This window comes from Halobacterium sp. CBA1132 (assembly GCF_001485535.1).
In the GTDB taxonomy this organism is placed as follows: Archaea; Halobacteriota; Halobacteria; order Halobacteriales; family Halobacteriaceae; genus Halobacterium.
Genome location: NZ_BCMZ01000001.1, coordinates 1920628 through 1932502 on the forward strand (window position 1 = coordinate 1920628; position 11875 = coordinate 1932502).

14 protein-coding genes are annotated in these 11875 nt (G+C 69.0%); 9 read left to right on the plus strand and 5 right to left on the minus strand.

Annotated elements, in window-relative coordinates; translation table 11 throughout:
* Nucleotides 1–23 precede the first annotated feature (23 nt).
* Nucleotides 24–305, plus strand: coding sequence for a PadR family transcriptional regulator (locus tag AVZ66_RS10035; RefSeq protein WP_058983946.1), 282 nt, complete (start codon nucleotides 24–26; stop codon nucleotides 303–305).
* Here the strand turns inward: AVZ66_RS10035 and AVZ66_RS10040 are convergent, their stop codons facing one another.
* Both AVZ66_RS10040 and AVZ66_RS10045 read right to left on the minus strand, forming a co-directional pair.
* The gene (locus AVZ66_RS10040) at nucleotides 306–1787 is read right to left on the minus strand and encodes a sodium:solute symporter (protein ID WP_058983947.1); all 1482 of its coding nucleotides are present in this window, start codon (nucleotides 1785–1787) and stop codon (nucleotides 306–308) included.
* Nucleotides 1784–1993, minus strand: a complete 210-nt coding sequence (locus tag AVZ66_RS10045) for a DUF3311 domain-containing protein (RefSeq protein WP_058983948.1) — start codon at nucleotides 1991–1993, stop codon at nucleotides 1784–1786. The genes AVZ66_RS10040 and AVZ66_RS10045 overlap by 4 nt, the downstream gene beginning before the upstream one ends.
* A gap of 236 nt (nucleotides 1994–2229) precedes the next feature.
* Here AVZ66_RS10045 and dnaG point away from each other — a divergent pair, with 236 nt between their 5' ends.
* A complete protein-coding gene (gene dnaG / locus AVZ66_RS10050) occupies nucleotides 2230–3510 on the plus strand; it encodes a DNA primase DnaG (protein ID WP_058983949.1) in 1281 nt (426 codons plus the stop codon).
* Nucleotides 3511–3528: 18 nt separating this feature from the next.
* Here the strand turns inward: dnaG and AVZ66_RS10055 are convergent, their stop codons facing one another.
* Nucleotides 3529–4851, minus strand: coding sequence for a DUF92 domain-containing protein (locus AVZ66_RS10055; RefSeq protein ID WP_058983950.1), 1323 nt, complete (start codon nucleotides 4849–4851; stop codon nucleotides 3529–3531).
* A 134-nt stretch (nucleotides 4852–4985) separates the two neighbouring features.
* Between AVZ66_RS10055 and AVZ66_RS10060 the strand changes: the two genes are divergently transcribed.
* Nucleotides 4986–5594 (plus strand): undecaprenyl diphosphate synthase family protein, encoded by a 609-nt coding sequence (locus tag AVZ66_RS10060; protein WP_058983951.1) that lies wholly within the window; start codon nucleotides 4986–4988, stop codon nucleotides 5592–5594.
* Nucleotides 5595–5902: 308 nt separating this feature from the next.
* Here AVZ66_RS10060 and uppS read toward each other — a convergent pair whose 3' ends face one another.
* Nucleotides 5903–6811, minus strand: a complete 909-nt coding sequence (gene uppS / locus AVZ66_RS10065; protein WP_058983952.1) for a polyprenyl diphosphate synthase — start codon at nucleotides 6809–6811, stop codon at nucleotides 5903–5905.
* A gap of 574 nt (nucleotides 6812–7385) precedes the next feature.
* On the opposite strand from uppS, the gene AVZ66_RS10070 reads away from it, so the two are divergent.
* The 4 genes from AVZ66_RS10070 to hemA all read left to right on the plus strand — a co-directional run bounded on the left by AVZ66_RS10070 (nucleotide 7386) and on the right by hemA (nucleotide 10959).
* Entirely contained in the window at nucleotides 7386–7802 is a 417-nt protein-coding gene (locus AVZ66_RS10070; RefSeq protein ID WP_058983953.1) for a DUF5778 family protein, read from the plus strand.
* A 127-nt stretch (nucleotides 7803–7929) separates the two neighbouring features.
* Nucleotides 7930–8985, plus strand: coding sequence for an Lrp/AsnC family transcriptional regulator (locus AVZ66_RS10075; protein WP_197407751.1), 1056 nt, complete (start codon nucleotides 7930–7932; stop codon nucleotides 8983–8985).
* Between the two features lie 13 nt (nucleotides 8986–8998).
* A complete protein-coding gene (locus tag AVZ66_RS10080) occupies nucleotides 8999–9655 on the plus strand; it encodes a bifunctional precorrin-2 dehydrogenase/sirohydrochlorin ferrochelatase (protein ID WP_058983955.1) in 657 nt (218 codons plus the stop codon).
* Nucleotides 9652–10959: a glutamyl-tRNA reductase gene (hemA, locus tag AVZ66_RS10085; RefSeq protein ID WP_058984697.1), complete on the plus strand. Its 1308-nt coding sequence runs from the start codon at nucleotides 9652–9654 to the stop codon at nucleotides 10957–10959. The genes AVZ66_RS10080 and hemA overlap by 4 nt, the downstream gene beginning before the upstream one ends.
* On the opposite strand, the gene AVZ66_RS16265 is transcribed toward hemA, so the two are convergent.
* Nucleotides 10956–11123 carry a hypothetical protein gene (locus AVZ66_RS16265; protein ID WP_157575645.1) on the minus strand — a complete coding sequence of 56 codons (168 nt, stop codon included), beginning with the start codon at nucleotides 11121–11123 and terminating at the stop codon, nucleotides 10956–10958. The genes hemA and AVZ66_RS16265 overlap by 4 nt on opposite strands.
* Before the next feature lie 77 nt (nucleotides 11124–11200).
* Between AVZ66_RS16265 and AVZ66_RS10090 the strand changes: the two genes are divergently transcribed.
* Complete coding sequence (locus AVZ66_RS10090; protein WP_058983956.1) at nucleotides 11201–11476, plus strand: 4a-hydroxytetrahydrobiopterin dehydratase; 276 nt, start codon at nucleotides 11201–11203, stop codon at nucleotides 11474–11476.
* A gap of 1 nt (nucleotide 11477) precedes the next feature.
* Nucleotides 11478–11846, plus strand: coding sequence for an LWR-salt protein (gene lwrS, locus AVZ66_RS10095; protein WP_058983957.1), 369 nt, complete (start codon nucleotides 11478–11480; stop codon nucleotides 11844–11846).
* Nucleotides 11847–11875: the final 29 nt, after the last annotated feature.

Consider the following 11875-nt stretch of genomic DNA (forward strand, 5'->3'; position numbering starts at 1 on the left):
TCCGGCTCGCGCCAACCGCAACTATGAGCAAGTGGCTGTCGTCGGGGCTGCGCCGCGACGTCTGCGTGGTCGTCGCCAGCGAGGGCGACCCCACCCAGCAGTCGGTCAAGCGCGCCATCGAGCGGAAGAACGACGAGCGCATCCGCCCGAAGCGGTTCAACGGCGCAGTGCGGAAACTCGAAGACGCGGGGTTCGTCGAGCGCGAACGGGACGGCGTTCACGACCGCCTCCTGCTCACGGATGCGGGCGAGCGACGCCTCCGCGAGCACCGCGAGTGGGTCGACGAGCGGCTCGCGGACTGGTAGCTAGTCGGCGCCCTCGAAGTAGACGCTGGCGTCCTCGCTGGTGGCTTGCGCGGTCACCGCGGAGACGCCGACCGTGAGCACGAGCCCGATAGCCATCCCGACGACCGAGGGGAGCCAGCCCCAGTAGGCGTCCGCAAACACGGGAAAGCCGCCGACGTAGACGGTGGGGCCGAACACCGTCACGAGATAGAACAGTTGGCTGCCGCCGACGCCCGCGAGCATCCCCGAGCGCGTGGTGTTGCGCCAGTAGAGCGCGACGCCGACCGGGAGCGCTAGCTGGGCGAAGCCGCCGAACGCCGTCTCCCCGATGGAGACGAGCGTGCCGGGCGTGAACAGGCTGGCGACGAACGTCGCCGAGGCGAAGACGACGACGCCGATTCGACCCAGTTTGTTCTCGTAGCGCTCGCTGGCGTCGGCGTTCACGAACGGCCGGTAGAGGTCGCGCGTGAAGTACGACGCCCCGGACAGCAGCATCGAGTCCGAGGAGCTCATCATCGCGGCGAGCGCGCCCGCGACGACGAGCGCGGCGAACCAGCCCGGCGTGTACTCCGCGAGCAGCACGGGGAGGATGTTCCCGCCGTCGGGCATCGCGAGGCCGACGCCCTGCGCCCACGACCCGAGCAGGAACGCGGGCACGAACAGCAACACGACCAGCACCGGCCACAGCGCGAACGTGCGCTTGAGGACTTTCTCGGACTTCCCGACGAAGAACCGCTGGTTCACCTGCGGGAACATCGTCACGCCGAACGCGATGCCGATTGCTTGGGAGAGCATCCACTGCGGCGAGTAGACGCCGCCGCCGAGCGCGCGGAACTCCGCGGGCATCGCCGCGCCGATGCCGCCGGGTTCGGCGGCGAGCGCGCTGGCTATCCACGCGAACGCCAGCCACACCATCGACAGCATGAACACGCCCTGCAGGGTGTCTGTCCACGCGACGCCGCGCATCCCCGAGAGCACGACGTACGCAATCATGAACAGCGTGATGAAGCCCGCGCCTGCCCAGTACGGGACCGCGCCGCTCGTGAGCGCTTCGAGCGCGGTGCCGGCGCCGACCTGCTGGAGCATCACGTACGGGAACAGCCAGAAGATGCTGACCGCGGCGACCAGCCCCCGCAGCGTCTTCGAGCCGAAGCGGTCGCCGAGCATCTCGCCGAGCGTGACGTAGCCGTGCGCGCGGCCGAGCAGCCACTGGCGGTAGCCCAGCAGGTACCACAGCAGGCCGAAGAGGACGCCGTCCATCAGCCCCATCACGAGAATCCACTCGGGGCCGAAGTTGTAGGCAGTGTTCGGGCCGCCGAAGAACGTGAACGCCGAGAGGAGGGTGGCGAACGTCGTGAACAGCAACACCCCAGTACCGAGCCCGCGGCCCGCGAGGTAGTAGTCCTCGGCGGTCTGGTCGGTGACGCGGTACGCGACGGCGCCGACGGCGAGCGCGACGACCATGTACGCCGCGACGATGCTGATTTCGAGGAGCGCGCTCATCGCGCCACCCCCGCGAACAGCCCCCAGTCGCGGCGCGCGAACACGGCGAACGCCGCGGCGGTGACGACCATCCACCCGATGTGCCACCAAATCCACACCGGGAGACCGGCGACCATCGACGCGTCGTCCCACAGGAACCACGGAATGGCGAGCGCGGCGAGTACGACGAAGCCGATTCCCCAACCGACCGCCGAACGTGAAGGCATCGTATTGCAACGTGCCTACCTACTTCGGTTAAATGTTGCTGAAAACCTCTGTACTCGCTACCAGAGAAAATTTTTCTACAGTTTATCGGAGTGACACCGCTCGCTCTCGTGACAGGCGAGTTCGGCACTCGAACGAATCCAGTGAGACCGTCAGCCAGCGGCTACCAGTCACCGCTAACGACGTCGCGACAGCTATTTCCCGGACGCCACCATACTTCTAGGAGAGAACAATACTGATGGAGGACACCGCGAAGTACCTCATTCACGCGGACTTCGTCGCCGACGGAGTCGTCGAGCGCACCGACGTCGTCGGCGCCGCCTTCGGGCAGACGGAGGGCCTGCTCGGCGACGACCTCGACATCCGCGACCTGCAGGACTCCGCGAAACTCGGCCGCATCGACGTCTCCGTCGACAGCGAGGGCGGCCAGTCCTTCGGCACCATTACTATCGCGTCCAGCCTCGACCGCGTCGAGACGGCGACGCTCGCGGCGGCGTTGGAAGCCGTCGAGCGCATCGGTCCGTGTCGCGCGCAGGTCGAGGTCGAACGCATCGAGGACGTGCGCGCCGCCAAGCGCCGGGAGATCGTCGACCGCGCGAAGGAACTGCTCGCGTCGGCGTTCGACGAGGGCGCCATCGACTCCGAGGACATCCTCCGCGAGGTCCGCGAGAGCGTCCGCGTCGAGGACGCCACCGAGTACGAGGGCCTCCCGGCGGGGCCGAACGTCGCGACGAGCGATGCCGTACTCGTCGTGGAGGGGCGCGCGGACGTGGTGAACCTCCTCCAGTACGGCATCAAGAACGCCGTCGCCGTCGAGGGGACGAACGTCCCGGACGCCGTCGCGGCCCTCACGCGCGAGCGCACCGCGACCGCGTTCCTCGACGGCGACCGGGGTGGCGACCTCATCCTCCGGGAACTCCGGCAGGTCGGCGACCTCGACTACGTCGCGCGGCCGCCCGACGGCGAGTCCGTCGAGGACCTCTCCCGGGGGGCCGTCGACGCCGCGCTCCGCGAGAAGACCCCCGCGGACTCCGCGACGCTCGTGAGCGAGGACGACGGCGACGCGGAGCGAGACGAGTCGAGCGCGGACGCAGCGACTTCGGCCGTCGAGCCGACGCCCGGCGACGAGGCGACCGCGGCGACCGACGGCAGTGCGACACCCGCGCCCGCATCCGCCACGGCGGGTGCGGTCCAGACCGAACGCGAGGCCGCGCCGGAATCGCCCGAACCCGCCTCGAAAACGGTCGCCGACCACGTCGAAGCGGTCGTCGGCTCCGGGACGGTTCGACTGCTGGACGACGACCTCAGCGTGCTCGCGGAAGCGGACGCGGACGGCGCGGCAGCCGCACTCGACTCCGCGACGACCGTGCCGCGCGTCGTGGTTCTGGACGGCACCGTCACGCAGCGCCTGCTCGATGTCGCCGCACAGCGCGGTGTCGCAAAGCTCGTCGGCACGAGCGCCGAGGAGTTCGTCAAACAGCCGACGAGCGTGCGCGTACACACCGCAGACGACTACTAATTCTGCAGAACGAGACCGTTACGCGAGTCCGACCAGCAGCGCGACCGCGCCGCCGGCGATACCGCCCGAGAGCGTCGCGAGGAAGTTCACGGCCTGATTCCCGACGACGCCGCCCTCGATGACCGCGCCAGCGACGCTGTCCGCCGTCATGCCGACGACTCCTGCGGCGACGACGACGCCGGCGCCCGCGAGCCCGAACCCGAAGACGGCGATGCAGATGGCGGCGATGAGGCCCGCGCCCGCGAGCCCCGCGAGCTCGCCCTGCCACGTCACCGCGCCGTCGGTCCCGGGTTCGACGCGCTCGAACGTCGTGACGAGCCGCGGCGTGTCGAACAGCCCGCCGACTTCGCTGGAGAGCGTGTCCGCGAGCGCGGTGGCGACGGCGCCCGCGTACGCGAACTGGTACGCGAGGTCCGACAGCGGCACGTGTGCGTGCGCGGCGTACAACAGGAGCGCGGCCAGCGCCGCGGCGGAGTTCCCGAGCACGTTCCCGGTGCCGCGGGCGCCCTCGTTGTCCTCGGCGACGCCGCGTTCGAGTTTCTGGTCGTAGCGGAACTTCGTCGTGAGGCTGCCGATGGCGAAGAACGCGATGAGCACCACGAACCAGCCGTAGTCCCCGAGTACGACCGCCAGCAGGCCGAGAAGCACGCCCGTCAGCATCCCAGCGACCGAAGTCGCGTCCAGCGCGTAGGAGACGTAGCCGAACCCAGCCGTGACGGCGAGCGCGACGCCGACGCGCTCCCACGCGGTCGCCGCCGCCACGCCGTCGAACGGCGCGAGCACCGCGAACAGCCACAGCAACAGCGCGACCGTCACCAGCACGACCGGGTCGTCGCGTCCGACGAACACCGACCGTAGAATGCCGGCCGTGAGCGCGCCACTCGACGCGAGGAACACGTGCGTCGGGGTGACGACGGGCAGACCGGCCATCGCGGCGACGACGGCCTGTCCGGCCAGCGCGGCGAGCGCGCCCGCGACGACGAATCCGACCATCGAGAGCGCGCGGTCCTCGCGGGAGACGAGTACAAGTCGTCGCCCGAGGTCGCCGTACCCGACGACGAGCACGCTCGCGGCGAACACGCCCGCGGACACCTCGAACAGCGGCACGAGGAGGCCGACGCCGGCGGCCGCCAGCGAGAATCCGACGAGTGCCAACAGCCGCCCCTCGCGGCGGTCGCGCGGCGTCGAGAACACCTCGAACAGTCGGCCCTCGGGGACGACGGCGGCTGCCGCGGCGACGAGCACGAACGGGGCGGCCGCTGCCCGGCCGAGCAACGGCGCGAGCAGCGAGAGCGACGCCACGAGCGCGAACCCCGCGGCGCGCCGGAGACTCCAGTTCACGTCCGTCGTGGGTTGCCCGGGGCCGTACTTAACTTCCCCGAAGCGGGAACCGCGACACCCGCTGCCCGCCGGGAGTCGGGTCGCCACGCCCGCAGACCCGCAAGGTTTTGAGCCGCGACGGCGGATGCGACGGTGTGGGTCTCTACGACCGCTACCTCGCGCTCCGCGTGCGCCGCCACGACGCCGACGCGCCCGACCACGTCGCGCTCGTCATCACGGAGCGCGACCTCCTCGAAGCCGGCGCGTACGACACGCTCGCGGACTTTTTCGGGTGGGCGTTCGACTACGGCGCCGACCGCATCACCGTCTACGTGAGCGTCCTCGACGAGGCCGCGGTTCCGACGCTGGAACGCGAACTTGCGCGGGTGTCCGCACCCCGCGAGGTCGCCGTCCGCGGCCCCGACGACGAGGCGCGCGCGGACGCCCCCATCCAGATTAGCGTCGGCCACGGCGGCAAACAGGAGTTCGCGACGGCCGTCCGGAACGTCGCCGAAGCCGTCGACGCCGGCGAGATGGAGCCCGAGGACGTCGACGAGAGCGTCGTGGAGTCGGAACTCGTCTTCGCCGAGGAGCCGGACTTGGTCATCAAGACGGGCGCCGAGCGCCTCTCCGATTTCATGATTTGGCAGTCGGTCTACTCGGAACTGTACTTCACGGACGTCAACTGGCGGGACTTCCGCAAGCGCGACTACCTGCGCGCGGTGCTGGACTACGAGAACCGACAGCGGCGGTTCGGCCGCTAACAAGGTACTGTTCGCCGCGGTTCAAAGGCGCTATCCAAGTTAACTATTTGAGCCGGCGATACTGACGCTCACAGAACGGATGAACGTCCTCCCGTATCACCATCCAGAGGGTCAGTCCGGAAGTACGACGAGTTCACGGGCCACCTCTCGACCTTCCTCCGTGAGATCAGATGGAGCACCCGCCTCTTCGCGGAGTACTCGCTTGAATTCGCTATTATTGATGGCCATCTGTAATCCGAGATAGGGCGGCCGTCGTATAAGATCTGTTGTCCGACGGCGATTGTCGCTGGCTAGCAGTGTTTCTACTGTTAGTCCGCGGACTGCCCCTCCGCCTCGACGTCCTCGGGCGGGTCGGGGAGGTGGTCGCGGAGCCGGTCGAGGACGCGTCGCGCTTCCCCGACTTCGCTGCCGAGCGCGCGAACGAGCGCGAGTGCGCGCTCTGCTCGCGTCCGCCGCCACGACGCCTCCCGAGACTCGTAGGTGCGGACGGCGCGCAGGAAGTCCGTCTTCGAGAACTCCGGCCAGTACGGCGTGCAGAAGAACGCGGCGGCCTCGCTGCCGTTGGCGTGCCACGGCAGGAAGTTCGACGTGCGCTCGTCGCCGCCCGTGCGCACGATGAGGTCGACGTCGCGGACGGGACTGGTCGCCAGTCGGTCCTCGATTTCGGCGGCGTCGACGTCTTCGGGGTCGAGGTCGCCGGCGTCGACGGCTTCCGCGACGCCGCGGGCGGCGCCGAGCAGTTCCGCGCGGCCGCCGTACGCGAGCGCGACGTTCAGCGTAAATCCGTCGTGGCCCGCGGTCCGGGCCTCCGCGTACTCCGCGGCCTCGCGGACGCGCTCTGGGAGGCGCTCGATGTCGCCGATAGCGCGAATCCGCACGCGCTCGTCGTGAACGCGGTCGGCGTCCGCGAACTCGGTCAGCTTCGCTTCGAGGAGGTCGAAGAGGTGTTGTTGCTGTTCGGGTGGTCGCTCGAAGTTCTCCGTGGAGAACGCGTACAGCGTGAGCTCCTGGACGCCGAGTTCGGCGCACCAGTCGAGGACCTGCTCGGTCGTCTCGGCGCCGGACTCGTAGCCGTCGGTCGCGTCGTCGCCGCGCTGTCGGGCGTACCGACGGTTGCCGTCCTGAATGACGGCGACGTGCTCGGGCGCGCCGTCGACCTCGCGGCGGAGCACGCGCTCGTAGCCGGCGTTCAACACCGAGCGGAGCCACGTTCGCATCAGGCGTGAGGAGGACAGTCGCACGTATCAGTTTTCTGCTCGGTGGTGGTTGCGGTCTGTTGGCGGGACACTCGCGTCACCCTCGTCGCGCCAGGAGGATTGTCAGGGTCCGCTTGACATCCTCTCCGCCGTGAAGGGAGAAGATTCCCACGGCACCGAGCCGCTGAGTTGGGATGTTCAAGGTTTGTCGCCACCTCGAAGGACGGCGACGGGCTGTGCCAACCAGCCGTTACTCCTATCCCGGCATGGGATTCGGAGGTACTTCTTACTGCCTATACCCGAGTTCCGACACGGAAGAGGGTGTCTTCCGCTTGGAGTCGGGGAATCCTGATACTGTCCGATTAATCGGGCGGATAGACCGCCTCAGTCAGATAATATCACGATAGCTGATTACTTAAAACATATCGTTCCGCACCTCGAACGTGGTTCACGGAAGATTTCTCGGATTCATCCCCGCGCTAAAGCACGCGGGCTTTCTCCTCGAACTTCCGTAACCGACGCGTAGCGTCTCCTCCGTGGCGTTCCGCGGCGGCGAACCGCCACACGTATGGTACGGAAGCGTCTCGGCTCAGCTATGAGCGAGACGGTCAACGAGGACCTCTACCGGGAGACGGTCGAACTCCTGCAGCCCGGCGACATCGAGCTCGCGGGCGCAGTCGTCCACACGAGCTACGAGTCCAGCGCGGAGAGCATGCTCCACCAGCTCACCCTCGACGCCGGCAGCGCCGCCGCCGAGCACGCCGACGTCGGCGACACGTACGTCTACTCGGGCAACGACAGCGACGAGTTCGGCGTGAACCAGCACCAGGGGCTCACCCTCGACGGCGACGAGTTCGTCTGGGAGTGCCAGCAGTTGCTCCGCGAGGGGACGTTCGACCTCGTGCTGTACTGGAAGGCGACCGGCGACCACGACGCCATCCTCGACGAGATTCGCGCCCTCGACGGCGTCGAACACGTCGTCGGCATCGAGGAGGACGGCTTCGACGCCTAACCCCGGGACGGCTGCGCGAACACGAAGCGTCGGCTGTACCGGTGTCGGAAGCGCTGTCGTACTTCTCTATTCCCAGTGCGTAGCGTGAGTCGGGCCGTTTATGGTTCGCGCCCCCTCAGTTGTGGCTATGGATATCGCGGACCTCGACGACCGGGACCGCGCGGTACTGAACGCGTTTCAGGGGGGGTTCCCGGTCGTACACCGGCCGTTCGAGCCGGCGGCGCACGCGCTCCGGTCGCGGGGCGTGGACATCGACCCGGCGGGCCTGCTCGACCGGGTTCGCCGCCTCGACGACGAGGACGTGCTGACGCGGTTCGGCGCGCTCATCAACGCCGAGGAGATCGGCGGGAACGCGTCCCTGGTGGCGATGCACGCGCCCGAGGACGAGTTCGACGAGATAGCGGAGACGGTCAACGGGTTCCGCGAGGTCGCGCACAACTACGAGCGCGAGCACCCGCACCTGAACATGTGGTTCGTGGTGTCGGTCGCGGACGACGAGAACGTCGAGGACGTGCTCACGGAAATCGAGGCCGAAACCGGGCAGACGACGTACAACCTCCCGAAGCAGCGGGAGTTCCGCGTGGAGGCGAAGTTCCTCGTCGACGGCCCGATTTCGGACGGCGACGTGGACCTCTCGCACCTCGGGCCGACGCCGGACCCGACCGACCGCGACACGCTGACGCCGGCCGAGCGCGACCTCGTGTTGGAAGTGCAGGACGGTCTCCCGGTCGTGGAGACGCCGTATCAGGCGGTCGCCGAGGAAATCGGCCAGGAGACCGACTGGGTCGTGGAGACGCTGCGGCGGTTCAACGAGGAAGGGAAGGTCCGGCGCGTCGGCGTCATCCCGAACCACTACTCGCTGGGGTACACGGAGAACGGGATGACCGTCTGGGACGTGCCCGACAACCTCGTCGACGAGGTCGGTCCCGCGGTGGCGAGCCTCGACTTCGTCACGCACTGCTACGAGCGCCCGCGCCACGACGGCGTCTGGGAGTACAACTTCTTCGCGATGACGCACGGGCGCAGCGAGGCGGAGAGCCAGCAGCGCATCGAGCAAGTCCGGGACGTGATGGCCGAGTACTGGGACGTCGGCGACGACGACTGGGACACGCTGTTCTCGACGCGCATCCTGAAGAAGACCGGCATCCGGTTGGCCGAGCGCGCGGACGCCAACACCGCATGAGCGGGGCGGTCGCGTGATTCCGCTGTTCCACGACTTCACCGGCGAGACGGTGCTGGTCGTCGGCGGCGGACCGGTGGGCGCGCGGAAGGCCCGCAAGTTCGCCCGCGAGGCCGACGTGGTGGTTCTCAGTCCGGCGTTCGCGGACGCCAACTTCGGCGACGCCGAGCGCGTGCAGACCGCTCCCGACCCCGAGGACGCAGCCGACTGGGTGGATAGAACCGACCCGGTGCTCGTGGTCGCGGCGACCGACGACGGCGAAGTCAACGACGCGTTCGCGGCCGCGGCGCGGGACGCCGGCGCGCTCGTGAATCGCGCGGACGAGTCCGGCGAGCGGGACGCCGACAGCGTCGTCGTGCCGGCGACGGTTCGCGACGACCCCGTGGCGGTCGCGGTGTCGACTGGTGGTTCGAGTCCCGCGCTCTCGAAGTACCTCCGCGAGCAGCTGACGGACGAACTCGCCGGTGCGGGCGGGATGGCGGAGCTGACAGCGGCCCTCCGGGCGGAACTGAAAGCCGCGGACGTCGACCCCGGGACGCGCCGAGATGCGGTCAGGGCGGTGGTGCGCTCGGGGCCGGTTTGGAAGGCTTTACGTACTGGTGGGACAAACGCCCGGCAAACAGCCGACGACGTCGTCACAGGCGTCGTGGGGAACTCAGAGTGGTCCACGTGAACGGAAACACAGGCGTCGTCTCGGGCGTGCGCGTCTCCCACGAGTCGGCCTCCCTCTCGGAGTTGGAGGCCGCGAGTGCGGACAGCGAAGCGGACGCGCTCGACGCGCTGCTCGTCGAGCCGGCCGTCGAGGAAGCGTTCGTGATTCAGACGTGCCACCGCTCGGAGGCGTACGTCGTCGCGGACGAACCGCGGGCCGGCAAGCGAGCGCTGGCCGCCGCGGGCTTCGACCCGGCTACAGAGGGCGCCGTCTCGATGGGACACGAGGAGAGCCTGCGCCACCTCCTCCGGGTCGCCGCCGGCCTCGAATCACTGGTCGTCGGCGAGGACCAGATTCTCGGCCAGGTGCGGGACGCCTACGACACCGCGCAGGACGCCGGCGCAATCGGGCACGTGCTCCGGCAGGCGGTGACGAAGGCCATCCACGTCGGTGAGCGCGCGCGCACCGAGACGGCCATCAACGAGGGCGTCACGTCGCTGGGGAGCGCCGCCGTCCGCCTCGTCGAAGGCGAAGTTGAGGTGGAGGGCGCGAGCGCGCTGGTCGTCGGTGCAGGGGAGATGGGCGCGCTCGCGGCGAAGGCGTTCGCGAGTTCGGGCGTCGACCGCGTGGTCGTTGCGAACCGGACGACCGCGCGCGCCGACCGGGTGGCCGAGGCCGTCGACGCGGAGGCCGAGACCGCGTCGCTGCACGAGGCGCCCGACCACGCGACGGACGCGGACGTCGTCGTCACCGCGACGAGCAGCCCCGAACACGTGCTCGACGAGACGGCGCTGGCCGACGCCGGCGAGACGGTAATCGTGGACCTTGCTCGTCCGCGCGACGTCGCGCCCGACGCGACAACCCTCGACGCAGTCTCGGTCCACGACCTCGACGACCTCCACGCGGTCACCGAGTCCACGCGCGAGCAGCGCGAGGACGCCGCCCGCGAGGTCGAGGCGATGCTGGAAGCGGAGTTCCAGCGGCTGCTCGCCCAGTACAAGCGCAAGCGCGCCGACGAGGTCATCGCGCGCATGTACGAGAGCGCCGACCGCCTGAAGGCCCGCGAGGTCTCGACGGCGGTCTCGAAACTGGAAGCGGCGGGCGGCGATGTCTCCGAGGAGGAGCGGGAAGTGCTGGAGTCGATGGCGGACGCGCTCGTCAGCCAACTGCTCGCGGCGCCGACGAAGAGCCTGCGAGATGCCGCCGAGGAGGACGACTGGTCGACCATCGCGACCGCCTTGGAGCTGTTCGACCCGGACTTCGAGGACGGGATGCCGTTCGACGCGCCCGCCGGGGAGGCAACGCCCGCCGAGTCCGAGGACTAAGCGTACCCCAGCCTGATTCCTGCTGCGATAACTATTCCGGCGGCCAGCGGCGGCAGCAGCGCCGCTGCGCCCGTGAGGCCGGCGGCGTCCGCGGCGACCGCGACCGCGAGGACGAGCGCGACGCCGACCGCGGTGGCGACTGTCAGCGACCAGTTCGCGGCCATCAGTTCCGGGGTCGTCGCGCAGGTCCTTCGTCGTGACGGCGGATACGGTTTTGTGGCTGGCGTGTGACGGCACGACCATGGCAGAACTCCTCTCCGAGGACGAAATCGACCAACGGACGCCCGAGGGCTGGGAGCGCGAGGGCGACGAAATCGTGCGCACGTACGAGTTCGACGACTACCTCAAGGGCGTGGCGTTCGCCTCCGAAGTCGGCGAACTCGCCGAAGAGCAGTTCCACCACCCCGAGATTCGAATTCGCTACGAGGAGGTCGAAGTGCGGTTCACGAGCCACGAGGCGGGCGGCGTGACGGGACAGGACATCGACCTCGCGGAGCTCTGCGACGAACTCCGGTAGGATGGACGCCCGGTACGCCTTCGCCGTGCGGTTCCGCCTCGACCCCGAACGTGGGGTTCGCGTCGACCCCGACGTCTTCGAGACGCGCGTGGAGCGCGCGGCCGCCGACCCCGGCGAACCCGGGTGGCTGTTCTTCCGGGACAACCTCTGGCGCGGTGAAATCGGGGACTCCGACCACTTCCGGGAAGTGACGAGTGACGCGCTCGGCGTCCCGGTCGACTCCGTGGCGTACCGCGCGCTGGAGACCGACCGCGAGTACTACGACGCGCTCAAGGAGGAAATCGGCGCGCACCTCGACCTGTTCAACGCCGACAGCACGCCCGAGGTGCTGAACAAGTACCTCGGGAGTTCGGTGGAAGTGACCGACTGACGCGCCGGGGCAAAACACTTGGCGGCGAA